The 26,559-nt window shown below is 35.3% G+C and carries 20 protein-coding genes; 12 read left to right on the forward strand and 8 right to left on the reverse strand.

The annotated features are described in order from the left end of the window. The first annotated feature begins 2 nt into the window (after positions 1–2). The 5 genes from AABL85_RS01325 (at position 3) to AABL85_RS01345 (ending at position 6,013) form a co-directional block, all read left to right on the forward strand. Positions 3–1,034, forward strand: a complete 1,032-nt coding sequence (locus tag AABL85_RS01325) for a FecCD family ABC transporter permease (RefSeq protein ID WP_131540390.1) — start codon at positions 3–5, stop codon at positions 1,032–1,034. A 2-nt stretch (positions 1,035–1,036) separates the two neighbouring features. Further along, positions 1,037–1,813, forward strand: coding sequence for a heme ABC transporter ATP-binding protein (locus AABL85_RS01330; RefSeq protein ID WP_131540389.1), 777 nt, complete (start codon positions 1,037–1,039; stop codon positions 1,811–1,813). Positions 1,814–1,824: 11 nt separating this feature from the next. Continuing rightward, positions 1,825–2,865 (forward strand): hemin-degrading factor, encoded by a 1,041-nt coding sequence (locus AABL85_RS01335; RefSeq protein ID WP_131540388.1) that lies wholly within the window; start codon positions 1,825–1,827, stop codon positions 2,863–2,865. Between the two features lie 436 nt (positions 2,866–3,301). Next, the gene (locus AABL85_RS01340; RefSeq protein WP_006257885.1) at positions 3,302–4,279 is read left to right on the forward strand and encodes a ribonucleotide-diphosphate reductase subunit beta; all 978 of its coding nucleotides are present in this window, start codon (positions 3,302–3,304) and stop codon (positions 4,277–4,279) included. A 39-nt stretch (positions 4,280–4,318) separates the two neighbouring features. Further along, positions 4,319–6,013: a ribonucleoside-diphosphate reductase subunit alpha gene (locus tag AABL85_RS01345; protein WP_006257886.1), complete on the forward strand. Its 1,695-nt coding sequence runs from the start codon at positions 4,319–4,321 to the stop codon at positions 6,011–6,013. Positions 6,014–6,738: 725 nt separating this feature from the next. On the opposite strand, the gene sufD is transcribed toward AABL85_RS01345, so the two are convergent. The 5 genes from sufD to AABL85_RS01370 form a co-directional block, all read right to left on the reverse strand. Further along, positions 6,739–8,058, reverse strand: a complete 1,320-nt coding sequence (gene sufD / locus AABL85_RS01350; protein WP_131540387.1) for a Fe-S cluster assembly protein SufD — start codon at positions 8,056–8,058, stop codon at positions 6,739–6,741. Positions 8,059–8,111: 53 nt separating this feature from the next. Continuing rightward, positions 8,112–8,864, reverse strand: a complete 753-nt coding sequence (gene sufC, locus AABL85_RS01355) for a Fe-S cluster assembly ATPase SufC (protein ID WP_041888229.1) — start codon at positions 8,862–8,864, stop codon at positions 8,112–8,114. A 64-nt stretch (positions 8,865–8,928) separates the two neighbouring features. Beyond that, a complete protein-coding gene (gene sufB, locus AABL85_RS01360; protein ID WP_286436623.1) occupies positions 8,929–10,377 on the reverse strand; it encodes a Fe-S cluster assembly protein SufB in 1,449 nt (482 codons plus the stop codon). A gap of 105 nt (positions 10,378–10,482) precedes the next feature. Further along, on the reverse strand, positions 10,483–10,812 hold the full coding sequence (locus AABL85_RS01365; RefSeq protein WP_131540386.1) for a HesB/IscA family protein: 330 nt from the start codon (positions 10,810–10,812) through the stop codon (positions 10,483–10,485). Positions 10,813–11,424: 612 nt separating this feature from the next. Then, positions 11,425–11,949 (reverse strand): hypothetical protein, encoded by a 525-nt coding sequence (locus AABL85_RS01370; protein WP_341308878.1) that lies wholly within the window; start codon positions 11,947–11,949, stop codon positions 11,425–11,427. Positions 11,950–12,861: 912 nt separating this feature from the next. On the opposite strand from AABL85_RS01370, the gene AABL85_RS01375 reads away from it, so the two are divergent. The 6 genes from AABL85_RS01375 (at position 12,862) to AABL85_RS01400 (ending at position 21,063) form a co-directional block, all read left to right on the forward strand. Next, a complete protein-coding gene (locus tag AABL85_RS01375) occupies positions 12,862–13,722 on the forward strand; it encodes an MBL fold metallo-hydrolase (protein WP_286415119.1) in 861 nt (286 codons plus the stop codon). A gap of 76 nt (positions 13,723–13,798) precedes the next feature. Further along, positions 13,799–15,412, forward strand: a complete 1,614-nt coding sequence (locus tag AABL85_RS01380; RefSeq protein ID WP_286415121.1) for a S8 family peptidase — start codon at positions 13,799–13,801, stop codon at positions 15,410–15,412. Positions 15,413–15,466: 54 nt separating this feature from the next. Then, a complete protein-coding gene (locus AABL85_RS01385) occupies positions 15,467–17,389 on the forward strand; it encodes a M1 family metallopeptidase (protein WP_341308879.1) in 1,923 nt (640 codons plus the stop codon). 70 nt (positions 17,390–17,459) lie between these two features. Then, positions 17,460–17,861, forward strand: a complete 402-nt coding sequence (gene rnpA / locus AABL85_RS01390; RefSeq protein ID WP_131540382.1) for a ribonuclease P protein component — start codon at positions 17,460–17,462, stop codon at positions 17,859–17,861. A gap of 251 nt (positions 17,862–18,112) precedes the next feature. Beyond that, positions 18,113–18,982 carry a tyrosine-protein phosphatase gene (locus AABL85_RS01395; protein ID WP_341308880.1) on the forward strand — a complete coding sequence of 290 codons (870 nt, stop codon included), beginning with the start codon at positions 18,113–18,115 and terminating at the stop codon, positions 18,980–18,982. 98 nt (positions 18,983–19,080) lie between these two features. After that, complete coding sequence (locus AABL85_RS01400; protein WP_286436627.1) at positions 19,081–21,063, forward strand: KUP/HAK/KT family potassium transporter; 1,983 nt, start codon at positions 19,081–19,083, stop codon at positions 21,061–21,063. A 42-nt stretch (positions 21,064–21,105) separates the two neighbouring features. Here the strand turns inward: AABL85_RS01400 and AABL85_RS01405 are convergent, their stop codons facing one another. The 3 genes from AABL85_RS01405 to AABL85_RS01415 are packed head-to-tail and all read right to left on the reverse strand — an operon-like array spanning position 21,106 to position 24,879. Further along, a complete protein-coding gene (locus tag AABL85_RS01405) occupies positions 21,106–22,101 on the reverse strand; it encodes a DUF4837 family protein (protein WP_341308881.1) in 996 nt (331 codons plus the stop codon). 23 nt (positions 22,102–22,124) lie between these two features. Beyond that, positions 22,125–23,633: a lytic transglycosylase domain-containing protein gene (locus tag AABL85_RS01410; protein ID WP_286436628.1), complete on the reverse strand. Its 1,509-nt coding sequence runs from the start codon at positions 23,631–23,633 to the stop codon at positions 22,125–22,127. A 55-nt stretch (positions 23,634–23,688) separates the two neighbouring features. Continuing rightward, a complete protein-coding gene (locus tag AABL85_RS01415; protein WP_341308882.1) occupies positions 23,689–24,879 on the reverse strand; it encodes a phosphoglycerate kinase in 1,191 nt (396 codons plus the stop codon). A gap of 522 nt (positions 24,880–25,401) precedes the next feature. Here AABL85_RS01415 and AABL85_RS01420 point away from each other — a divergent pair. Then, a complete protein-coding gene (locus tag AABL85_RS01420; RefSeq protein ID WP_131540377.1) occupies positions 25,402–26,550 on the forward strand; it encodes an ATP-binding protein in 1,149 nt (382 codons plus the stop codon). Positions 26,551–26,559: the final 9 nt, after the last annotated feature.

The following is a 26,559-nucleotide window of genomic DNA, read 5'->3' on the forward strand; positions in this document are numbered from 1 at the left end:
TAATGAAAACCAAACTCTCTTTTTACGCAATAGTATTATCTGTTATCTTAATTGTGATAGCCATTGCGTCTATATTCATAGGAGTTTATCAATTTGAGTCTGGATCATTCCAGACTTTATATCAAATATTGTTCACTAAGCAAGAGGTAAATCCAAGCGACTATTATGTATTTTTTGATGTCCGACTTCCCAGAGTTCTAATGGCAATCTTAACTGGCGCTGGACTATCTCTTGCCGGAACAACACTTCAAGGGATGTTTAAGAATCCCCTTGCTTCGCCAGATCTTATAGGCATTACAGCTGGATCTGTATTATTTGCAGCAGTGACTATTGTTTTAGGATCTCATATTAAATCCTTGATCCCAGAAGCTGTACACTACTCATTATTGAGTATAATGAGCTTTGTAGGAGCTATCATCACGATGTCCTTTGTATATAAAATGTCTACTACAGCGGGTAAGACTAATATCAGTGTATTACTACTATCAGGAGTAGCTATTACTTCACTGACGGGTGCTGCGACAGGCTTGCTGACTTACTTATCAAGTGATGAAGAATTGAGAAATTTGACCTTTTGGACCTTAGGTAGCTTAGCAGGAGCGACTTGGACTAAAGTTAGTATCCTTGCAGTAGTTGTATTAGTTTCTATAATCTTGCTAATCAACAAGGGAAAGGCCTTAAATGCGATGATGCTAGGAGAACGAGATGCTACACACTTAGGAATACCAGTAGAAAAAACAAAGAAAAAAATAGTATTATTATCCGCCCTTATGGTAGGTACCATAGTAGCATTCACTGGAACTATAGGATTCGTAGGATTAATAGTTCCATATATACTTAGACTTGTTTTTAAATCTAACTATTACTTCATTCTACCCCTATCTACACTATGTGGTAGTATACTATTATTAGTTGCAGATACGATAAGCAGAACACTAGTGCCTCCTTCAGAGATTCCGATAGGTATTCTTACTTCGATTATGGGAGCACCAGTATTTATTGCTATATTAATCAAGTTTAAAAAATCACTCTAGTTATGATTGAAGCTTTTAAAATAAACTATTTAGCAAAAGGAAATTATATCATTAACGATATAGACTTCGAATGTAAAGAAGGTGAGTTTATTGCAATATTAGGTCCTAATGGAGCGGGTAAGTCTACGTTCTTAAGTATACTTGCTGACGAATTACACGAAAAGGGAAACAAAGTTCTATTGAAATCATGTGAATACCCTAAATGGTGTAGTAAAGAACTACCTAAGCACAAAGCTAAGTTTTCACAACATCACAATGGAGATATACCGCTAAACGTAGAAGATGTAGTAATGATGGGTAGATATCCTTATTTTGACCACATCCCTACAGAAGACGACAAAACTGCAGTACAGCAGAGTATGGACTGTATAGACATCTGTCCACTACAGCACAGAGAGTACAATCATCTATCAGGAGGAGAGAAACAACGCGTCCACTTAGCTAGAGTATTATCACAGTTAAACAATAATGTTGAAAATAAGCTGTTATTTTTAGACGAACCTTTGAACAATCTAGATGTACTACATCAGCACCGTATCATGGACATCATTAAAGAATTTACAGCAAAAGGAAATACAGCTATCGTAGTAATACATGATCTAAATTTAGCAGCACAGTATGCTGATAAAATACTCTTGCTACAGAAGGGAAAAAAAGTAATCTATGATACACCTGCAGCAGTATTAACTCAAGAGATCATCTCTGAGGTATATAACTTTCCATGTGTGGTGACTAAAAACCCTGTTAGCAATAACCCTTTAATAATATTTGGTATCTAAAAACAATAATTATGAGTACAAGCACACAAACATTAAAAGAACGTTGGGACGCTCTAAAGGTGACCAATCCACATATTAGAATACGCAACGCAGCCAAAGAACTTAACGCTAGTGAAATGGAATTGCTTGCTACACAAATAGGAGAATCTGTTACGCGATTAAAACCTGAATTTGAAGCAATACTATCTGAAGTAGAAACTTTAGGAAAAGTAATGGCGCTTACGCGTAATGATGAATGTGTACACGAGAGAAAAGGGGTGTATGCTAACCCAGATTTTAGTAGCCCTCACGCTGGTCTATTTGTTAATCCAGACATTGATTTAAGAATCTTCTTAAGTCATTGGAAAAAAGCTTTTGCAGTAGTAGAAAAAGCAGGAGATAAAGACAGAATGAGTTTACAGTTCTTTGGTAAAGATGGTGAAGCTATTCACAAGATCTATTTAGTACCTCAGAGCAACGAAGAAGCATTCCACGCATTAGTAAAAAAATATACTTCAGAGAATCAGTCAACTGAAGAAACAACAGAGCCTTATATACATAATCTAGACGAAAGATTAGATGAAGAGATAGATGTAGAAGGATTCAGAACAGAGTGGAAAGAACTAAAAGATACACATAACTTCTTTTCATTATTAAAGAAATACAACCTAACGCGTACGCAAGCATTAAGATTAGCTCCAGATGAGTACTACGCTAAGCAGATTACTAAAGATGCTATCGTAACCTTGTTAGAAGGTGCTTCAGAGGCACAGACACCTATTATGGTCTTTGTCGGGAATAGAGGTAATATCCAGATTCACACAGGCGAAGTAAAAAGAACGATGTGGCATCAGAACTGGTACAATGTACTAGACCCAGACTTCAATATGCACCTAGATATGGATAAAATAGCACAGACATGGATAGTGCGCAAACCTACAGAAGATGGTATTGTAACTTCTGTAGAAGTATTCAACGAGATTGGCGAAATCATCGTCCAATTCTTTGGTAAGAGAAAACCAGGAATACCAGAATTAGAACAATGGAGAGAACTAGTTGCTAAACTAGCTTAATATACTAAAAAGTGGAAGGCATACCTTCCACTTTTTTTATTTTCAGTAGGTCCCCTTCTATTCATCAAAAATAAAAAATTACATATTTTTTAAGACAACACAACAAAAATTAGGAATAACAAAATTGCCTTAAGACAATATCGTCTTAATACACCTACTCTCAAATGATATCACCATTAAATCGACAATCACAACATTTCAACAAATAATAGTTATCAACAGATGTTTAATAACTAATTATGATTTTCAAACATTTTCTATTGATTTAGTCCTTAGTAAAGAGTAAATTAGCTAAGATAACTTCGTCAATCTTATCTACTTACACACAAGGCTATCGCAGTGTTTACAAGTGTTTATCACTTTTAAAAAGTACACTCACTTGACGTTTTGACTAGAATAAGATTGTCCTAATTATGTAATCTAATAAAATTAAGCTATGTCGATTTTTGATAAAAGAGTAAACTACAAACCGTTTGAGTATCCTGGAATTTACCAATTCACAGATGCAATTAATAAATCATTTTGGGTACATAGTGAAGTTGACTTCACAGCAGATACACAAGATTTCCATTCGCACTTAACGAAAGAAGAACAACTAGCTATTAAGCATAGTTTATTAGCTATTGCACAGATAGAAGTTGCAGTTAAGACCTTTTGGGGAAACTTATACTTACACTTCCCTAAACCAGAATTTAATGGGCTAGGAAGTACATTTGCAGAATGTGAGTTTAGACACTCAGAAGCATATTCTAGATTATTAGATGTATTAGGATATAATGACGAGTTCGAGAACTTACTGACAGTACCTGTTATTAAAGAAAGAGTAGAATACTTATCAGAAGTATTAGAGAACTCTGGTAACTATACTGACCGCAAAAAATATGTAGTATCTCTTATCCTATTCTCTTTATTGATAGAGAATGTATCTCTGTTCAGCCAGTTTGCCATCATCTTATCTTTTACTCGTTTTAAAGGACTGATGAAGAATGTGAGCAACATCATCGCATGGACATCAGTAGACGAGCAAGTACATGCTAATGCAGGTATTTATATCGTTAATGTGATTAGAGACGAGTTTCCAGACTTCTTTGATGACGAGTTAATCAATCATGTCAATGAAGTAATCCATAAATCTATCGAGATCGAAAGTAGAATCTTAGACTGGATCTTCAGCACAGGAGAAATAGAAACGGTAAACAAAGCTGATCTATTAAACTTCATGAAGTTCAGAGTAGACGAAAGTATGCAAAAGATTGGCCTTAAAAAAGTATTTAATATCACCCACGAACAATACAAACCAATGGCTTGGTTCGAAGAAGAAGTGTTCGCAAACAGTTTAGATGATTTCTTCGCTAAGAGACCTGTTGACTATACGAAGCACGATAAGAGTTTCTCTGCAGACGACCTATTCTAAACCAAAAAATTCACTATCAAAAAAACCTAAAAGAATTCTATGAACAATTTCTCATTACCATTATTGACAGAAGACAACGATAACCTAACAGAAAAACTTTGGTGGAAAAACTCCGAAAGTGAACAAATTCTTAATAGAGGATACTTGCTTAAAGGAGAGACGGTAGAAGGTGCTATCGACCGTATCGCATCAGCTGCTGCCAGAAGACTGTATAAACCTGAATTAAAAGAATCATTCCAAGAGATGATAGAACGTGGATGGATGAGTCTAAGCTCACCTATCTGGGCTAATATGGGTACAGAGAGAGGTCTACCTATTTCTTGTTTTAACGTACATATTCCAGATGGTATAGAAGGAATCACACACAAACTTGGTGAAGTGATTATGCAAACCAAAATTGGTGGTGGTACGTCAGGTTACTTTGGAGCACTTCGCGAGAGAGGTAGTGCAGTAACAGATAATGGTAAGAGTAGTGGCGCTGTAAGCTTTATGAAGTTGTTCGATACAGCTATGGACACCATATCACAAGGAGGTGTGCGTAGAGGTGCTTTTGCAGCATACCTAGACATAGACCATCCTGACTGTGAAGAATTCTTAAATATAAAAAATATCGGTAACCCTATCCAGAACCTATTCTATGGAGTATGTATACCAGACTACTGGATGCAAGAGATGATAGATGGGGATAGAGAGAAGAGACAATTATGGGCTAAAGTACTAGAGAGTCGCCAACAAAAAGGTATGCCATACTTATTCTTCTCTGATAATGTGAATGGGCATAAACCACAAGTATACAAAGATCTTAATATGCGTGTGAACGCAAGTAACCTTTGTTCTGAGATTATGCTTCCTTCTTCTGATGACGAATCGTTCATCTGTTGTTTATCTTCTATGAACCTAGAGTTATATGACGAGTGGAAAGACACAGAAGCTGTTAAACTAGCGATCTACTTCCTAGACGCAGTACTTCAAGAGTTTATAGAAAAAACAGAAGGAAACTACTATTTAGCTGCTGCTAATCGTTTTGCTAAACGTCATAGAGCGCTAGGATTAGGAGTACTAGGATGGCACTCATACTTACAGAAGAATATGATCCCATTCGAAGGACTACAAGCTAAAATGCTAACAAATCAAATATTTGATAACATTAGTGCTAAAGCAGACAAAGCGTCTCAAGAATTAGCGCGTATCTATGGTGAACCAGAGATCATGAAAGGATATGGTAGACGTAACACGACTACTATGGCTATCGCGCCTACTACCTCATCATCTGCTATCTTAGGACAGACTTCTCCAGGGATAGAACCTTTTAGTAGTAACTATTACAAAGCTGGATTATCTAAAGGAAACTTCATGCGTAAGAATAAATACCTAACGAAGTTACTTGAAGAAAAAGGCCTAGACAACGAAGAGACATGGAGAACTATCATGCTTAACGGTGGTAGTGTACAGCAGATAGAAGGTCTTACTGAAGAAGAAAAAGCAGTATTCAAGACATTCAAAGAAATCAGTCAACTTGAAATCATACAACAAGCTGCTGTGAGACAGAAGTACGTAGACCAAGCACAAAGCTTAAACCTAAACATCCCTTCTGCCCTACCGATCAAGGAAGTAAACAACCTAATGATCGAAGCATGGAAACTAGGAGTTAAAACACTATACTACCAGCGTAGTCAGAGTGTATCTAAAGAGATGGTAACGAACCTAGTGACATGTAGCAGTTGTGAATCTTAAGAACTCAATCTATATTATCTTATAATCTATACAGAGAGAATCTTCATACAGAGGGTTCTCTCTTTTTTTATCCCTCCTCTTCTACCTCATCGTATTATACAGTATGTCAAAGAACGTATGAACTATAATTCTATGGACAAAACTATTACTTCATACTTTCTTTATCCTCTACATTGCCTTTTATGACTGTATATGCACACTTCTAGTTTATTATGGTCGCATAAAGTGGGACAGGTATAATATTATGTATATAGCCTTTTTAAGCACATATTATTGACTAAAGCAACTCTATGTGATAGTTATCTTAAAATAGCGTAAAAACGCCTAAAAACAACTACAGTGCAATACAAGCTACTTACTAGCCATCAATACCAAAAACCTTATAATAATCAGAACACACCAACATTTAATAATAACACAAAAAAGAAATCATCATCAATAAAACATCAATCTCTTAAAACAATGTTAAAAACAAGTTATTTTATACCCTCACATTCTAAGACACAACGCATTACATTTTTTGGCACGATATATGAAATATTCATTGTACAACAAAAACAACAAACTTTCTTTTTCTTAAGCGACCTAGCTCCCCCAATAGCTAGGTCGTTTTTATTATTATAATTAGCATACCTAACCAATATGACCATAGCATTTATTAAATGCAAAAAGAGACTGCCTGAGGCAGTCTCTTTTATATTTGACCAAGTATAAAAAACGTGAAATTAAATTTCAAATCCCATAGATACTCCTAATTTTCCAGCAATTACTTTCGCTACCTTAGATTTTAACTCAGGTATTTTTACAGACTCCATTACTTCATCTGTAAAAGCATACATTAGTAATGCTTTTGCTTCTTTCTTAGGAATTCCTCTTTGACGCATATAGAACATAGCCTCATCGTCTAACTGTCCTATAGTACATCCATGCGAACACTTCACATCATCAGCGAAGATTTCTAACTGTGGTTTAGCGTAGATAGTAGCTTTCTCACTTAATAATATATTATTACTCTGTTGGAAACCATCTGTTTTTTGTGCTATTTTATCCACATAGATCTTACCATTGAATACCCCAGTAGAGTTACCATCATAGATACCTTTATAGTTCTGGTGGCTCTCACAGTTAGGCTGGTTATGAGATACTAATGTGTAGTGATCCACGTGTTGTTTTTCACTGATTAGTGTCACTCCTTTTAACGTACTATCAATGCGTTCTCCGTCTTGATAGAAGTTTAAGTTATTTCTAGTCAACTTACCTCCGAATGAGAAAGTATGAACAGAAACTCTACTCTCTTGCTTCTGAGTAATATATGTATTGTCTACTAGTGTAGCTTCTTCGTTATCATTCTGTAACTTATAGAAATCTACGATAGCACGTTTATGCGCTACGATCTCAGTTACAGCATTAGTAAGTACAGTAGAGTTAGTCAAGTTTTGATGTCTTTCTACGATCTGTACATGAGCATTCTCTCCTACTACTACTAAGTTACGAGGTTGTACTAACAGGGCTTTATCTGCTACCGTAGAGAAGTATATAATCTCTATCGGCTTAGCTACTACTTTACTTTTAGGGATATTAATAAAAGCTCCCTCAGTAGCGAAAGCTGTGTTTAGCGCTGTCATACTATCGGTCTTATCAGCCGTATTGTTATAAAAGGCATCGATCACCATTTTATATTTAGGCTTAGTCATTGCTGATGACATTAAGCATACGTCTAACCCATCATGAGTAGTAGATGATAAGTGAGAACTGAACACCCCATTGATAAACACCAATTTATAAGTATCAGAATCACTTAAGAAGTATTTCTTTACATCTTTATACTCTATCGCTGTCTCCTCTTTCTGTAATACGCGGAATTCATTCTTTAAAATTGAGTTTAATGAAGTATACTTCCACGCTTCTACTTTCTTAGTAGGAAATCCTTTATCTTCGAATGTCTTTAATGCTTCTAAACGGATATCGTGTAAACCTTCATGTTCACCTTTTAAACCTTGTTCAAAAGCCACAAAAGACGTAATTAATTTATCTTTAAGCTCCATAATTCTTTCTTTGCAATTAGATTAAAATGATTGATTCTTGAGATCTAGTATTCTTACTTCTCTAAAGAAGCTTTGATCCAATCGTATCCTTTTTCTTCTAATTCCAATGCCAATTCTTTACCTCCTGTCTTAACGATTTTTCCATCGTATAATACGTGTACGAAATCTGGCACGATATAGTCTAATAAACGTTGGTAGTGCGTAATTAACACTACTGCGTTATCTTCACTTTTTAGTTTGTTCACTCCATTAGCTACGATACGTAGAGCATCGATATCTAATCCTGAGTCAGTCTCATCTAGGATAGCTAACTTAGGCTCTAACATAGCCATCTGGAAGATCTCATTACGTTTTTTCTCACCACCAGAGAATCCTTCGTTAAGAGAACGAGATAAGAACTTTCTATCGATCTCTAATAACTCTGCTTTCTCTTTGATTTTTTTCAACATCTCGTTCGCAGGCATTTCTTCTAATCCTTGTGCTTTACGTGATTCGTTGATTGCTGTTTTCATAAAGTTAGTTACAGAAACACCAGGAATCTCCACAGGATATTGGAACGATAAGAACACTCCTTTATGAGCTCTTTCTTCTGGTCCTAATTCTCCTAACTCTTCTCCATCTAAAAGAATCTCTCCTTCAGTAACTTCGAATGCTTCATTACCAGTGATCACAGATGATAGTGTACTCTTACCAGCACCGTTAGGTCCCATGATAGCGTGTACTTCACCAGCTTTTACTTCTAAGTTAATTCCTTTTAATATTTCTTTATCTTCAACACTTGCGTGTAAATTTTTTATCTGTAACATAAATTGTCTTATTTAATTTTGTTGAGGTAATCTGATTTTTTGAACTCTTTAGTTTAGGCGTAGATTAACCTACACTTCCTTCTAAAGAAATCTCTAATAATTTTTGTGCTTCTACAGCGAACTCCATTGGCAACTTATTCAACACATCCTTAGAGAATCCGTTAACGATAAGTGCAATCGCTTTTTCTGTAGGAATACCACGTTGGTTACAATAGAAGATTTGGTCTTCACCGATCTTACTAGTTGTCGCCTCATGCTCGATCTGAGCAGTAGTATTCTTAGCCTCGATATAAGGGAATGTATGAGCTCCACACTCATTACCCATTAATAAAGAGTCACATTGAGAGAAGTTACGAGCATTCTCAGCTCTAGGTCCCATCTGAACCAATCCTCTATAACTATTTTGAGATTTACCAGCAGATATACCTTTCGAAATAATAGTAGACTTCGTATTCTTACCTAAGTGTACCATCTTAGTACCAGTATCCGCCTGTTGGAAGTTATTCGTCACAGCGATAGAGTAAAACTCACCGATAGAGTTATCCCCTTTTAATATACATGATGGGTACTTCCATGTCACAGCAGATCCAGTCTCTACTTGTGTCCAAGAGATCTTAGCATTCTTCTCACATAGACCACGTTTAGTCACGAAGTTAAATACTCCTCCTTTTCCTTCACTGTCTCCAGGGAACCAGTTCTGAACAGTAGAATATTTAATCTCAGCATCATCCATAGCGATAAGCTCTACTACGGCAGCGTGTAATTGGTTCTCATCACGTGATGGTGCAGTACATCCCTCTAAGTAAGAAACATAACTACCCTCATCAGCGATCACTAATGTACGCTCAAACTGACCTGTACCAGCCTGGTTAATACGGAAGTATGTAGACAACTCCATAGGACAACGAACACCCTTAGGAATATAACAGAATGAACCGTCTGAGAATACCGCAGAGTTCAGCGCTGCATAGAAGTTATCTGTCTGTGGTACCACAGTACCTAAATATTTCTTCACTAGCTCTGGGTGCGTCTTGATCGCCTCAGAGATAGAGCAGAATATAATACCTTTCTCAGCTAGAGTCTCTTTAAATGTAGTCGCTACAGACACAGAGTCCATCACGATATCCATCGCTACACCAGTAAGACGCTTCTGTTCATTAAGCGAAATACCTAGTTTATTAAAAGTCTCTATCAGTTCTGGATCCACCTCATCTAAGCTCTTATACTCATCCTTCTTCTTAGGTGCAGAGTAGTAAGATATAGCTTGAAAATCAGGTTTAGTATAGTTCACATTAGCCCATTCTGGCTCTATCATAGATTCCCAGATACGGAATGCTTCTAACCTCCACTCAGTCATCCACTCAGGCTCACCTTTCTTAGCAGAGATCGCTCTAACAATATCTTCATTTAACCCAACAGGAAATGTCTCTGACTCTATATCTGTATAGAATCCATACTCATACTCCTTGGTTTCTAATTCTTTCTTTAAATCTTCTTCTGTATACTTACTCATATATTTATACTTAAAAGCCACTACTTTCTCGTACGCTTCTTTTATTAAACTAATTATCAAAAGGAAAGAAAGACAGACGTACATCCGTCTTTCTACCTTGAGGTCTTATAATGAAAAGCTTTCTCCACATCCGCAAGTTCTACTTGCATTTGGATTGTTGAAATAAAAACCTTTACCGTTCAATCCTCCAGAATACTCTAAAGTCGTTCCTACTAGGTACAAAAAGCTTTTCTTATCCACTGCGATTCTCACCCCATTGTCTTCGAAAACCTTATCGTCTTCTCCTATCTCGTGATCAAATTTTAATTGATACGAAAGTCCGGAACATCCTCCACTAGTCACTCCTACACGTACATAATCTGTAGTATGGTTAAACCCTTCATCATCCATCAAAAGGGCTACGCGTTTACTCGCTATATCTGAAACTTTTATCATACCTTTTTTAAAATAGATTAGTTCTAAAATTTGATTTACAAAGGTATTATAAAAAAATGGTTTCTTGTACTAACTAACATATTTATAACGATTAGAAGTTTTAATACTAATATCAATAAAAACTATCGTTAGAACTCCTTTTTTGATATTCTTTCCTAACTACTTTAGTAAAAAAACTACTGAAAACTAATCACTTAATTCGATTATTTAGCTCTACTAAAATACTTTATTGCAAATATTGTACCTTTAATTATACTATTCAAGGACATTTAAAAGAATGTATTGAACAAATCAAGGGAATATTTTTTTAAAAAGACAAAGTTATCCTTTATCAATAAAATATAAAAGCAAGAATCGATAATATTTTGAACACTAAAACAGATACTAATTCTACCTTAAAAGAAGTCCCCTTTCCCACATCAAACAAACCCAATCAACATCAAAGTAGAGACGGATTATTATCCGTGTCAAACAAACAAAATAACCCATTAAATACACAAACAAATCATCATCCATATCAAACATACCCAATCAATATCAATGTAGAGACGGATTATTATACGTGTCAGACAAACAAAGTTACACATTCAAAGCACGAACAAAACACCCCATTCAAAACTCATTATAAAACCTATCCTTATTCCAACGTGAAGGATTAGTATAAATATAATTAGCAATATTCTGATACGCAGAAACTGTTCTGATGATATGATCATGATACCCATCTTGCCAAAAGAACGCTATACCAAGACTATTAGCATCTTTCTTTACTCCCACTTTAAACCCCTTTATTATACTTCCTAAACTTCCGGATACGTTTTTAAACTCCTTGTTATTATCAACATTCTTAGTTTTATCATTCCCTCTATTAATATGTAAGATACCATGCACATGATTTGGCATTACAATAAATGCATCTAATACAACAAATGGATAATAATGAGGGATACTAAACCAACAATTTAAAACACATCTCCCTAAATCATTTAAGTACATCTTATCTTGAAATATATACCCAAAATTATGTTTCATATCTCTTGTACAAATAGTAATAAAATACGTTCCATCATTTGTATAATCCCACCATTTAGCTCTATTAGAAGATCGATTATACACACCTTTAAACTTCTTATTCATAATTCTTTTTTTATGAATAAACACAGCAAAAAGTAATCCTTACTTATGTGTATATTAAATATTTACAATTTAATAATATTGATTGGGTTATTTTATTTGACACGGATGATAATCCGTCTCTACTATAATCACAATATAATTAACTGACCTACTTCCTGGACACGGATAATCTGTCTCTACATTGATTGGATCATTTTATATGACACGGATGATAATCCGTCTCTACTTTATTGACCATACAATTAACTGACCAACTTTCTGGATACAGATAATCTGTCTCTACATTGATTGGATTATTTTATTTAACACGGATGATAATCCGTCTCTACTATAATCACATTACAATTAACTGACCTACTTTCTGGACACAGATAATCTGTGTGTACATTGATTGGGTTATTTTGTTTGACACGGGGATGATAATCTGTCTCTACTTTATTGACGATACAATTAACTAACCTACTTTCTGGATACAGATAATCTGTCTCTACATTGATTGGATTATTTTATTTGACACGGATAATAATCCGTCTCTACTATAATCACAATACAATTTCTAATTCTTCATTAACTATCGCCCTCTTTTGCCCTTTTTGATTATTATTGGAGAGATTGCCTTCCTTTGGTTACTTCATTTCACCATAAAAAATTATTAATCAACACCTTATCACTTTTTAATCAAAAAGTGTTCGGAAGCTGTTCGGTAATACCCAGTGTTTACTTGGGATAAGCACACTTTTACCGAACCGTACTAAATCTCTACCCGAACCATCTACTTACTAGTATCACTTCCTTAGATAACCGATTAGAATCTCTGCTATACCAAGGCCAGTGACAGACTTTTGCAAAAAAGAGAGACTAGGAGAAATAATTTTAGTAATTTGCACCTAACTCAAATAAACTAAAACAATTATGAAACTATACGCTATAGAAAGTGGCAACTTTAAACTAGATGGTGGTGCTATGTTTGGCGTTGTTCCTAAAGTGATTTGGAACAAAACCAACCCTGCGGATGCCAATAACCTCATCGACTTAGGGGCTAGACTACTCCTTATCGAAGAGGGCAACAGACTGATCCTTATCGATACAGGTATGGGAAATAAACAATCTGATAAATTCTTTGGATATTATAATCTATGGGGTGACCATAGCATAGACAAGTCTCTAGCTAAGCATGGCTTTCACAGAGATGATATTACAGATGTATTTTTGACACACTTACACTTCGACCACGTAGGAGGTGCTGTAAACTGGAATAGCGATAGAACAGGATATGTAAACGCGTTTAAAAACGCGAAATACTGGACGAATGAGAATCACTGGCAATGGGCAACTAAACCGAATGCTAGAGAGAAGGCTTCTTTCTTATCAGAAAATATACTTCCTATACAGGAGAGCGGTGCACTTCACTTTATCCCAAAGGCTGAAGGAAACATACTGCACAACTCCGAATTAGGCTTTGATATCTTCTTCGCAGATGGACATACTGAGAAACAAATGATCCCTATACTGAACTATAAAGGAAAAAAGATAGCTTATGTAGCCGATCTACTGCCTACAGTAGGACACATCCCTCTTCCTTATGTAATGGGATACGATACAAGGCCTCTGCTAACACTAGACGAAAAAGAGAAATTCTTAAAGATGGCAGCTGATGATAACTGGTATTTGTTCTTAGAACACGATGCTCATAATGAAATCATCACTGTACAACATACCGAAAAAGGAGTAAGACTAAATGAGAATTTAAAAGCTAATGAAATCTTAATTTAGTGTTAAGTACACTTTCAAGATGTAACTTATTTATATTTTTAGCACGAATAACATTGATAATTTAAATTTAACTATAATGCGATTGATTAAACCTTTATACCTATCAGCTGCTTTAGCATTAGCTCTAACTAGCTGTGGTACAACAAGTACGATTACCAATACACCGATCTCGGGTGTAGATAATCTACCGAAGAGAACAACAAAACTTACAGAAGAACAATTACGCAGATGGAGTCATTTAGACATCATCAATGACACTGTTCCTGGAATGTCTGTGGACAGAGCGTATGAAGAAATTCTTAAAGGAAAGAAATTACCTAAGAAAGTAATTGTAGGAGTTGTAGATTCAGGTATTGAGATTGATCATGATGATTTAAAGACTCAAGTTTGGACAAACCCGAATGAAATAGCGGGTAATGGTATCGATGATGATAATAATGGATATATCGATGATATCCACGGATGGAACTTCTTAGGACAGTCTGTACACGAAAACATGGAATTAGTACGTGTGATCCGTAGAGGAGATGATGGTTCTGAGCAGTATAAAAGAGCTGTGAAGGAATACGACGAAGAGATAAAAAGCAACCAAGAGAGCAAACTACGCGTAGACATGTTATTGCGCGCGAATGAGCGTATCGCAAAATACTTAGATAAGAAGGACTACACAATGGATGACTTAAACAGTATTCCATTAGACGCAAATGAAGAGATTCTTCACTCTAAGAATGTTATGTATAATATCTTAGCAGGTGGAAGAGAGTTATCTTGGTTAGAAGCTTACAAAAACAGTGTAGAAAGTAAAGCTAAACACCACTTAAACTTAGAGTTCGATGGTAGAAAGATAGTAGGTGATGATCATACAGATATCAATGATAGAATCTATGGTGATAACAACGTGATCGGACCTGTAAGAGAAGAGGCTAAACACGGTACTCACGTAGCTGGTATTATCGCTCAGACTCGTGGTAATAACTTAGGTGGAGACGGTGTAGCATCTGAGGTAGCAGAGATCATGGCTGTAAGAGCTGTACCTGATGGAGATGAGTATGATAAGGATATCGCATTAGGGATCAGATATGCTGTAGATAACGGTGCTAAAGTAATCAACGGAAGCTTCGGTAAATACTATGAAGAAAACAGTCAGTGGGTACGTGACGCTATTAAATATGCAGAAGAGAAAGATGTACTTATCGTAGTAGCAGCTGGTAATGATGCTATGGACTTAAACATCCCTGGAGGTGTAGAGCGCTATCCTAATGATAATGTAAAGATGGGACCAGAGATCTCTAACAACTTCTTAGTAGTAGGAGCTCTTAACCCAGAGTTTGGTAAAAATATGGTGGCTCGTTTCTCTAACTATGGAGATTATGACGTAGACGTATTCGCTCCTGGAGTGAAGATCTATGCTACTGTACCAACAAATACTTATGAGTACTTACAAGGTACTTCTATGGCTTCTCCTAACGTAGCAGGTGTTGCAGCATTAGTGAGAGCTTATTACCCAGAGTTTACAGCTGGAGAAGTGAAGAAAATCATCATGGACTCAGGTGTAGCAGTAAACTTCGACGTAGTAGTAGGTGAGAAAAAAGAAATCAGAAATTTCCAATCTATCTCTACTTCTGGTAAGTTTGTAAATGCTTACAATGCATTACTATTAGCTGAGAAATTGTCAAAAGCTAAAAAATAAAACTTTTAACTAAGTAACCCTTAATATAAAAAGCTCCACATTTATGCATAATATATGTGGAGTTTTGATTTCAAACACATTATGAAAAAAATATTACTAACTCTAGCTATTTGCTCTATTGCCTTAATAGATGTAATCGCTCAAAACAACCCTAATCCAGGTTATTGGCAACAACATGTTGACTATAAAATGGACGTGAAGATGGACGTGAAAAAGTACCAATATACAGGTACTCAAAAGTTAACTTATACGAACAATTCACCTGATACTTTAAAGGCAGTATACTTCCACCTTTACTACAACGCATTCCAACCGAATAGTGATATGGATGCGCTACTATCGAATATCGCTGATCCTGACGCTCGTATGGTAGATACTAAAACAGTGAGAGGTAGAAAAGTATATGAAAGTAGAATCACAAAGCTAAAAGACAATGAAATAGGATACCTAAAGGTATCTAAAATGATGCAAGATGGCGAGGCTTTAGAGACGAAAGAAGTAGGTACTGTACTAGAGGTGACTCTAAAAAAACCTATCGCTCCTAAGTCATCTACTGTATTCACAATGAATTTCGATGGACAAGCTCCTGTGATGATCCGTAGAGCTGGTAGAAACTCTAAAGAGGGTGTAGCACTGTCTATGTCTCAATGGTTCCCTAAGATCGCTGAATATGACTTCGAAGGATGGCATGCTGAGCAGTATCTAGGTAGAGAGTTCCACAGTGTATGGGGTGACTTCGACGTAAAAATTACATTAGATAAAAACTATATCTTAGGTGGTACAGGTAATATCGTAAATAATAATGAGGTGGGATATGGATACCAAGATGCTGGTATCGATGATAACTCTATCAAGAAAGGTAAAGAGCTTACATGGCACTTTAAGGCTGAGAATGTACTAGACTTTACATGGGGAGCAGACCCTAACTTCATACACGATACGTATGATGGTCCTGATGGAGTGAAACTTCACTTCTTATATAAAAACAATCCTGCTATTATAGATAACTGGAAAAAACTACAGCCTGTAACAGCAGACTTAATGAAATTCTTCAATGAGAATGTAGGTCCTTACCCTTATAACCAATACTCTGTAATACAAGGTGGTGATGGAGGTATGGAATACTCTATGTGTACCTTAATCACAGGAGAGAGATCATTCCCTAGCTTAGCAGGTGTGACTGCTCATGAGTTAGCACACAGTTGGTTCCAACATGCATTAGCTACTAATGAGACAAAACACGAATGGATGGATGAAGGGTTTACTTCATTTATCTCTGACCTAGCGATGCTAAAGATCTTACCTAAAGACCAACAAGAAGATGTGAATCCGTTCGGATCTACTTATAAGAGCTACTACAGCTTAGTGTCTAAGGGGATGCAAGAGCCATTAAGTACACATGCAGATCATTATCTTACGAATAGAGCATATTCTACATCTGCATACAGCAGAGGGTCTATCTTCTTAACTCAATTAGCTTACTTAATCGGGTGGGATAATATGATGACTACACTGAGAACGTACTATAATGAATACAAGTTCACTCACCCTACTCCTAATGACTTCAAGCGTGTAGCAGAGAAAGTATCTGGTGCTGTATTAGACCAATATTTAATCGACTGGACACAGACGAACAACACGATAGACTACTCTATCCTATTCGTAGAAGAGGTACAGAAAAACCAAACTTTAGTTACTTTAGGTAGAATGGGAAGAATGGGGATGCCACTAGATATCTTAGTAGAATACGAAGATGGTTCTATAGAGACGTTCTATATCCCTTATACTTCAATGCACTGGATAAAACCTAACCAATTTGTACAATACGAAAGAACAGTATTAGATGGATGGGGATGGGCTCAACCAGAGTATAAGTTCACAATCAACAAGCCAAAAGGTACTATTAAGAAAATAGTGATCGACCCAAGCCAGTTTATGGCTGATGTAAATCAAGAAAATAGTATCTATACAAAATAGAAATAGGCCGCAGTAGCGGCCTATTTTATTTATAAATATTTCATATTCCTTTGCTACCTTTGCAATCTATATGGAACAAAAAAAATACAATTATCCTAAAAAGGAAAAGCTAAAAAGCAAAACTGTAATCGAAGAGTTATTTACAACAGGTAAAACTGTGAGTAAATACCCTTTGAGAATGGTATATGTGCAGATAGCTAATCAAGAAGACCTCCCTCTAAAAGTAGGGGTGTCTGTATCTAAACGCCATTTTAAAAAGGCGGTAGATAGAAACTATTTTAAAAGATTATTACGTGAAGCATATAGGCTAAATAAACACTTACTTCTAGAAAATATAGATAAGCCTTATGCTATGATGCTATTCTATCAATCTAAAGATAGATTAACATTCAAAGATGTAAACGAGAAGATGATTAAGCTTTTCGAAAAATTCATAGACGCTACAACAGAAAAAAAAGAAGATACTCCTTAATAATTTATCTTTTTTACCCCTTATATTTGCACTATATTAAAAATACATTTAACTTAATAGTTTTCTGATTATTAATCATTAAATACTAATAAATAAGTATCTTTTTATTGTCGAAAAGTATTATTTATTCTTGATTGAGTTGATCATTTTTACAATACATAGCATCTAATGCTACTTACGTGTAAGAGTTCAGAAAAGCATTGTTATAAATATTCCTGAGATTATTCAGGATTTAAAATAGTGATAGCTCTATGCAAAATTTAGAAAAAGGAAATTGTTTAATTAAAACAGATAGTGATGTAGAACGCAATTCTACTCCAAACAAAAGCACTCTAGACCTTAATACTACACACAAAGGTCTTGAAGTAGCTAATAACAGATTGCGCCACATTCCTTTACAAGGTCAGTCTAACTTCAGAGATCTAGGCGGATATCAAACACAGGACAATAAAATGGTTAGATGGGGATGCTTATTCCGCTCAGGACAATTGAGTAACTTAACTAACTTAGACCTAGACTACCTTAGCTCACTTCCATTGACTACAATAGTAGACTTTAGAAGTAAAGAAGAAAGTGAAGAGCAAAAAACACTCTTGCCTAAAACAGTAGTTAATGAAGTACTTCTGCCCATCACACCTGGTAATCTTAGTAAGAATCAGGTAATGCAGATCGTGCAAGAAGGTGATGTAAACCTAGCGACTAAGTTTTTAGTGGATATCAATGAACAACTAGTACTCGACAATCAAAGTCAATACAAAGCTTTCTTTAGAGAGGTAGAGTGTTCAGAGGCTCCATTAATGTTTAACTGTACAGCGGGTAAAGATAGAACAGGCTTAGCTGCTGCTCTACTCCTATCTGCTCTAGGCGTGAATCAGCATACAGTGATAGAAGATTATCTATTGACTAATCAATATGTCAATCTCAATATACAAAAAATACAACAACAATTTAATCTAGAAATACAACAAGCAGAAACACTTCTAACCCTATTCACAGTACAAGAACAATTCTTAGATAAGGCATTGAATACTATAGAAAAATATTATACTTCTGTAGAACAGTACTTGACAGAAATATTAGAAGTGGATATCGCTTTGTTAAAAGCAAAATATCTTTACTAAACTAAGACTAGCCATGGAGTGGTATATATTCCTATTCTGACTATTAGCTTATTAGTAACCATATCGTTACAAATTACAAGTTTAAATCCGACACTTTTATGCAAGCACAGTCATCACATGGCCACAGTTCTCAATTGAATAAAATAACCTTAGGGACACTACTAGTGACCTTAGGTATTATCTATGGAGACATTGGTACATCCCCACTTTATGTAATGAAAGCCATCATAGGAAAAGAGGTTATCCGAGAGGATATTGTCTTAGGAGCTATTTCATGCGTTTTTTGGACTTTAACCTTACAGACGACCATTAAATATGTTTTTCTAACTCTAAAAGCAGATAATAATGGTGAAGGAGGTATATTCTCACTCTATACTTTAGTTAAGAGGTTGAAGAAACGTTGGTTAATCATTCCTGCTATTATTGGAGGTAGCGCGTTATTAGCCGATGGTATCATCACCCCTCCTATTTCTATATCCTCTGCTATAGAAGGACTTAGAATATATGAACCTAAACTACAGACTATTCCGATAGTCATAGGAATTATCTTTATTCTCTTTGTCATCCAACAATTTGGTACCAAAGCTATTGGTAAATTCTTTGGCCCTATGATGACCTTGTGGTTTTTAATGATAGGAATGATTGGTCTATTTCACTTAGTGGATAACCTTACAGTACTTAAGGCTTTAAATCCTTACTATGCAGTTCATTTACTTTCTATACACTCAGAAGGGTATTTTGTACTGGGGTTTGTCTTTCTATGTACTACAGGAGCAGAAGCACTGTATAGTGATCTAGGACATTGTGGGATAAAGAATATACGCATCACTTGGGCATTTGTAAAAGCGATGCTAGTATTGTGTTATTTTGGACAAGGAGCTTATTTAATCAACTTTTCTAACCAGACACTACTAGAACTATCAACAGACAATCAAAACCCTGCTAATCCCTTCTTTTTAGTTATGCCAGAATGGTTCCTACCTTTTGGTATCGCTATTGCTACATTAGCGGCAGTAATTGCATCACAAGCCTTAATAAGTGGATCATTTACACTCATCAATGAAGCGATAAGACTTAACTTATGGCCAAAAGTAAAAGTAAAGTTCCCGACCAATGTGAAAGGTCAACTATATATACCTTCTATCAACTGGTTACTATTCTTAGGCTGTGTATTCGTAGTCTTGCACTTTGAAGAGTCAGGAAATATGGAGGCTGCGTATGGACTAGCGATTACGTTGTGTATGATCATGACTACGATCTTACTAGGTTATTATATGTACCTAAAACGTGTACATATCATTGTGATTGTCTTAGTTGAACTAATATACCTGAGCTTAGAAGTTTCATTCTTTATTGCTAACGTTCAGAAGTTTACTCACGGTGGTTATGTTACGGTTATCATAGCATCTTTACTAGCTGGTACGATGATTATAAATTACCTAGCTAAAAAGATAAGAAAGAACTACACAGAGTTTGTCAATATAGAACAATACAAAGACATCCTACTAGATATCAGTGGAGATACAAGCATTCCTAAATTTGCTTCTAATTTAATCTATTTAACCAACTCCAATACATGTTCTAAAATAGAGTATAAAGTGCTCTACTCTATCACACAACGAAGACCTAAAAGAGCAGATAACTATTGGTTTATACATGTAAATGTGAGTGATCAACCTTATAACTTAGAATATAAAATTCAGAAGATGGGTGCTGATAATATTATCCGTGTTGACTTTTATCTAGGTTTTAGAAATGATCAAAAAATCAGTGTATTAATGAAACAAGTACTCAAAGAACTGACTGAAACAGGTGAAGTAGATGTTATTAGTAAATACACCTCTCTACAGAAAAATAATATCTATACAGACTTTGAGTATGTATTGATAGAAAAAGAATTGTCTTATGACAATGAGTTACCAGCTCATGAAACAATTATTTTGACATTATACGAATGGCTTAAAAAACTAGCCCTGTCAGAAGAAAAGGCCTTTGGTCTAGACAGTAGTGCTGTAACCGTTGAGCGATTTCCAATGGTGATTAATCCAATAGACGAATTACCTTTACATAGAAGGTATTAATACATAAAAAGGCGTTCATTACTGAACGCCTTTTTAATTTATTTAATTTGTTTCACTCTCATTAAATTTTAAAGAGTTAACAATTGATTCTACTTCCATTAAGATACCTCTCTTTCCCATTGCAGGATTATATACTAACCCTTCTATAAACAAGTATCTATTAGCTGATACATCTCTAAATACATAACTCATATAAGGACCACTCATAAAGCTATTATGCATATCCCACTCTCCAGTGAACTCATAGACCTTTCGTCCTTGTCTTATAAACTCTCTATTATTAGGAGTAAATCCTTCGTTGAGTCTTAGATAAGAATTATCTTCTATAGAGTGTATATACTTCCCATTTACCGAATCTTTTACAGATAATAAGTTACTTAGAATAGTTCCCTCTGTATTCTCAATTCTATCTATCGGTACATCATAAATCAGAATATTACTATTACCTGAAGCAATATTCTTTTTAAACCATACAAAGTGATAATTACTTCCAACCAGCTTATAGGTAGTTGGCAAATTTAAACTTACTTGAAACTTATCTTGAAAGTAGTCGATATCAACAATTTTTCCTTCAAGAATTCGCTTTGCAACGACATCAAACTCAGAACGCAAGATAGAATTTACGATAGAGTCCGCATTCTTCTTAAACTCACTTATTAACCCCTTCCTAGAATCTCCACTCACCGTAAAGTACATCTGCCCTGCAATATGTTTATCCTTCTCGAATAAAAAGCTATTGCTATTATAATTATCCGAAAAAACTATAATATTTCGTCTGTTCTTTGTACGTGAAGAAAATAGATTAGGTGAAATCTGCTCCAAAGAAAAAGTAGACTCTGGCGGTGTAATACCTTCTATAGGTACAGCTAACTGTTCTCTTATACTATCTCCTACACTACCGTACCACAATCTATCGTTAATGACAATAAGTATTTGATGAGGTACATCCATAGGATCATCTGATCTATTCTTAGCAGACCTATCTCTACACCCAACTAGGGCAAATAATACTAACAATAAACAACCTACATACCTCACACTATACTCTCCTATTTTCTACTCTAATTAAGTCTTAACTTCATACCTGGACGAATGTCATCTGAGTCCTTCATATTATTTAAAGACTTTAACTTAGACACAGTCACTCCAGCAAATTTCTTACTTATTGATGATAAAGAATCTCCTCTCTGTACAGTATAAAAATTATTTTTAGTACCACCTGAAGCTTGAGCTACAGCTTTTTTACCTACTACTAATTTCTTGCCTGGGTAGATTAGATTTCCTTTTAGATTATTCAATTTCTTTAATTGTGCAACCGAAATACCGTATTTACTAGCGATAGTACCCACACTCTCCCCTTTGCGTATAGTGTGATAACGCGGATTAATAGATGAACTTTCAACTATAGATTCTGCAACCACAGCATAATTAGGTTGTTCTTTTTTAGAATCTAAGAAGTCTACATAAGCATACATCTTCTCCTCATTAGATGCCATTAAACCAATTTTCTTAACTGGTAGTCTTAAGAAATTCAACTTACCACTATCATAAGGAATTACTTGTAACTTGTAAGTAGGATTTAAGAACTCTATTTCTTCTTTAGACACATCTAATAGACTAGCTATTTGATCAAAAGACATTGTCTTCTTTATCGCTATTGTATCAGTCTCTACTACCTTTATAGGTGCTTTTTTAGACGTAATACCATGCTCTTTTGCATATTCAAAAATATACATAGTAGCATAGAACGCTGGCAAATAGTTTTGTGTTTCACGTGGAAGATTAGGTCTAATATTCCAGTAATTCGTATATCCATTAGAGCGACGAATAGCCTTACTCACGTTACCTGGACCAGCATTATAAGATGCTAACACTAAGTCCCAATCACCGAACATCCCATACAAGTCTGAAAGAAACTTAGCAGCTGCCTCAGATGACTTCAATGGATCGATACGATCATCTATATAAGAAGTTACCTCTAGATTATATTGTTTCCCTGTAGGATACATGAATTGCCATAAACCAGTTGCTCCCACTCTAGAGCGAGCCACAGGGTTAAGTGCAGATTCTACTATAGATAAATACTTAACCTCTAAAGGAACATTTTGTTTTGCTAATTGCTCCTCAAACATAGGGAAATAGTATTCTGACAAGCCTAATAACCTCTCAAAAGAACGTTTTCTATTCTTTAAAAATGACTTGATCACGCGTTCTAATGTTTCATTGTATTCCACATTAAAAGGTGTTTTCTCATTTAATCGTTTTAAACGTTCTTTTAAAAGCTCAGTAGGTAATTCATCAAAACGAATATCTCCTTCGTCAAAGTTTGCATCTGCTAACTCATTCTCTAGCTCATTAAATAAATCTTGGTTCATTAACTCACTCAGCCAGCGCTTCTCGATCGAGGCACTACTAGCATGATTAACGAATGTCTTTTTAATAGAGTCCAGATACACCTCTGGGCTCATTTCTTTCTTTGTTACTTCTGTAAGCGTACTAGGCTCATTCTGTCCCATGACTGAGTACGAAAAAAGACCGCATGCTAATAAAGTTAATACTTTGTAATTCATCGCGCTATCTATTATAAAATCCCTATGCTTAGTACATAAGCACAGGGATCTACTATTATTCTTGTATTGCTTTTATTCCAGGTAATACTTGTCCTTCTAACATTTCTAACATTGCTCCACCTCCAGTAGAAACATAACTCATCTTAGGCGCTAGACCGAACTGTTTTACAGCAGCTACAGAGTCTCCACCTCCTACTAATGAAAAAGTACCATTCTTAGTCGCTTCAGCAATGAAGTTACCTAATTCGATCGTACCATTCGCAAATTTCTCCATCTCGAATACTCCTAAAGGACCATTCCACAAGATGATTTTTGACTCAGCTACCACAGGCTTTAAGCTTTCTAATGTCTTAGGACCTACGTCTAAACCTTGCCATCCATCAGGAATTTCATTAGCAGCCACCACTTGTACATTTGCATCAGCAGCGAATGCATCAGCAGCTAAAATATCAACAGGTAAATGTACTTGTACATTCTTCTCTTTTGCTTTTTTCAAGATATCTAAAGCTAATTCTAGCTTATCATCTTCACAGATAGAATTACCGATCTTACCTCCTAGAGCTTTAATAAACGTAAAGGTCATCCCTCCACCGATAATCATGTGATCTATCTTATCTAAGATATTCTCGATAATCGTAATTTTAGAAGATACTTTAGAACCTCCTAATACAGCTGTAACAGGCTTATCAGTACTATTCAATACCTTGTTTAAACTCTCTATCTCTTTAGCTAATAAATAACCAAAGCATTTTTTATCAGCAAAGTACTTCGCTACGATAGTAGTAGAAGCATGCGCTCTATGTGCAGTACCAAAAGCATCATTCACATAAAAATCAGCTAACTCCGCTAACTGCTTTGAGAACCCTTCATCCCCTTTTTCTTCCTCAGCGTAGAAACGTAGATTCTCTAATAAGATGATATCTCCAGCCTTACTAGCTGCGATAGCTTCTTTAACTGTACTGCCTATACAGTCACTCACAAAAGTAACTTTATGTCCTAAAATCTCTTCTGTTTTTGCAACGATATGACGTAGTGAATACTTCTCATTACGCTCCCCTTTAGGTCTTCCTAAGTGAGACATTAAGATAGCTACACCACCGTCTTTTATTATTTTTTCAATAGTAGGTTTTGCAGCCTCTATTCTATTTGTATCTGTAACATTAAAATTCTCATCTAGGGGAACATTAAAGTCAACTCTAACTAACACCTTTTGACCTTTAAAATCAAAACTATCAATAGATTTCATCTTTACTTTTTTATATATTTTACGATAAGTTACACAAATATAAATCTTTTTCGATATCAGACTACCTGATTATTATATTGTTAAACTAAAATTTTAACATATTACACTCATTACTCTTTTATAAATACACTAATAAACAGAGTTATTAATAAATATATTTCACTTTACATATATTTATTATTCAATATTATAGTATTTATCAACAGAAATACAAAATAATAAGCCGAAATAAATATTTAAACTATTTTTAATTTTAGAACAGTTATGAATTAGAACTTGTCTAAAAAACTCTAAATATCAAACAAAATAGACATTACTAACACAAAACTAAACGCAAAACACATTCGCTAGATTATCACTTCACAGATTTAGTGCCTGATAATAAGCCATATTATCACATCATATTGTTCTACTACTAACCTTATTTTGTGAAGGTAAATAATTTCTAAACAGAAATAAAATAGTTGTACAATTATGAATCTGATTATTTTAAACACTTGATAATTAATTTATCTTTGCCTTATGCAATTTTCAGATATTATAGGACAATCCTTTTTAAAAAATCATTTGATACAGTCAGCTGCATCAGGTCGTGTACCTCATGCACAGTTATTTATTGGTGGAGAAGGTACAGGTACTTTACCGATGGCTATCGCCTATGCACAGTATTTACTATGCAAAAATACGGGTAATGAAAACACAGGAGGAAATGATGCCTGTAATATCAAATTTAACAATCTTGCTCACCCAGATTTGCACTTTGTCTATCCTGTAGCTACGACAGAAGCAGTAAAAAAGAATGCTACTAGCGATCTATTTGCAGAACAATGGCGCGGTTTTTTAAAAACAAATAGTTACGGAAACCTTTTCGATTGGTACACCCACATTGATATTCAGAATAAACAGGGACAGATAGGTGTAGATGAAGCAAGTGAAGTATTGAAAAAACTTGCCTTAAAATCCTTCGAAGGTGGTTATAAGATTATGATTATCTGGATGGCAGATAAACTAAATACTGAGGCATCTAATAAACTGCTAAAGCTATTAGAAGAACCACCTGCTAAAACGGTGTTTATCCTAATCGCAGAGAACGAGAAGAATATCCTACAGACTATCCTCTCGAGATGTCAAGTACTAAAGTTTCCTCCGCTTAACGCCATCGAAATACAAGAAGCCTTAGTACAACGCGAACAATGCGATCCACAAGAAGCTATCATGATCGCTAATCAATCTCAAGGAAGTTATAATAAAGCTCTGAGCTTACTGCATAATAAAGCCAATGCCTTACCTTATGAGAAATGGTTTGTACAATGGGTACGAGCGGCCTTTAGAGCGAAGGGAAACGCTGCTGTAATTCAAGAGTTAATAGAATGGAGTGAAGAACTAGCTGCGCTAGGACGTGAACAGCAAAAACAGTTTATAGAGTTCTGCATAGAACTATTCAGACAGGCACTGTTGTTAAACTATCAGACTCCAGAGCTAGTGTATTATAAAACGACAGTAGATAAGTTTAAACTAGAAAACTTTGCTCCCTTCGTCAACGGAGAAAATATAAATGAAATATACCAAGAGCTAGGAGATGCTATCTACCATATAGAACGTAATGGTAATGCTAAAATGATCTTTACAGATCTATCTATAAAGCTAACAAGGTTAATCCATAAGAAGTAATAAAAACGG

The organism is Myroides odoratimimus, assembly GCF_038039805.1.
Lineage (GTDB): Bacteria > Bacteroidota > Bacteroidia > Flavobacteriales > Flavobacteriaceae > Flavobacterium > Flavobacterium odoratimimum_B.

What these genes read in the sequence shown, in the direction of transcription:
- AABL85_RS01335 (WP_131540388.1), top strand. Translation starts at nt 1,825, where the DNA reads ATGAGTACAAGCACACAAACATTAAAAGAACGTTGGGACGCTCTAAAG.
- AABL85_RS01395 (WP_341308880.1), top strand. Translation starts at nt 18,113, where the DNA reads ATGCAAAATTTAGAAAAAGGAAATTGTTTAATTAAAACAGATAGTGAT.
- AABL85_RS01340 (WP_006257885.1), top strand. Translation starts at nt 3,302, where the DNA reads ATGTCGATTTTTGATAAAAGAGTAAACTACAAACCGTTTGAGTATCCT.
- sufD (WP_131540387.1), bottom strand. Translation starts at nt 8,058, where the DNA reads ATGGAGCTTAAAGATAAATTAATTACGTCTTTTGTGGCTTTTGAACAA.
- sufC (WP_041888229.1), bottom strand. Translation starts at nt 8,864, where the DNA reads ATGTTACAGATAAAAAATTTACACGCAAGTGTTGAAGATAAAGAAATA.
- AABL85_RS01330 (WP_131540389.1), top strand. Translation starts at nt 1,037, where the DNA reads ATGATTGAAGCTTTTAAAATAAACTATTTAGCAAAAGGAAATTATATC.
- AABL85_RS01380 (WP_286415121.1), top strand. Translation starts at nt 13,799, where the DNA reads ATGCGATTGATTAAACCTTTATACCTATCAGCTGCTTTAGCATTAGCT.
- rnpA (WP_131540382.1), top strand. Translation starts at nt 17,460, where the DNA reads ATGGAACAAAAAAAATACAATTATCCTAAAAAGGAAAAGCTAAAAAGC.
- AABL85_RS01365 (WP_131540386.1), bottom strand. Translation starts at nt 10,812, where the DNA reads ATGATAAAAGTTTCAGATATAGCGAGTAAACGCGTAGCCCTTTTGATG.
- AABL85_RS01415 (WP_341308882.1), bottom strand. Translation starts at nt 24,879, where the DNA reads ATGAAATCTATTGATAGTTTTGATTTTAAAGGTCAAAAGGTGTTAGTT.
- AABL85_RS01345 (WP_006257886.1), top strand. Translation starts at nt 4,319, where the DNA reads ATGAACAATTTCTCATTACCATTATTGACAGAAGACAACGATAACCTA.
- AABL85_RS01410 (WP_286436628.1), bottom strand. Translation starts at nt 23,633, where the DNA reads ATGAATTACAAAGTATTAACTTTATTAGCATGCGGTCTTTTTTCGTAC.
- AABL85_RS01375 (WP_286415119.1), top strand. Translation starts at nt 12,862, where the DNA reads ATGAAACTATACGCTATAGAAAGTGGCAACTTTAAACTAGATGGTGGT.
- AABL85_RS01400 (WP_286436627.1), top strand. Translation starts at nt 19,081, where the DNA reads ATGCAAGCACAGTCATCACATGGCCACAGTTCTCAATTGAATAAAATA.
- AABL85_RS01385 (WP_341308879.1), top strand. Translation starts at nt 15,467, where the DNA reads ATGTGGAGTTTTGATTTCAAACACATTATGAAAAAAATATTACTAACT.
- AABL85_RS01325 (WP_131540390.1), top strand. Translation starts at nt 3, where the DNA reads ATGAAAACCAAACTCTCTTTTTACGCAATAGTATTATCTGTTATCTTA.
- AABL85_RS01370 (WP_341308878.1), bottom strand. Translation starts at nt 11,949, where the DNA reads ATGAATAAGAAGTTTAAAGGTGTGTATAATCGATCTTCTAATAGAGCT.
- sufB (WP_286436623.1), bottom strand. Translation starts at nt 10,377, where the DNA reads ATGAGTAAGTATACAGAAGAAGATTTAAAGAAAGAATTAGAAACCAAG.
- AABL85_RS01420 (WP_131540377.1), top strand. Translation starts at nt 25,402, where the DNA reads ATGCAATTTTCAGATATTATAGGACAATCCTTTTTAAAAAATCATTTG.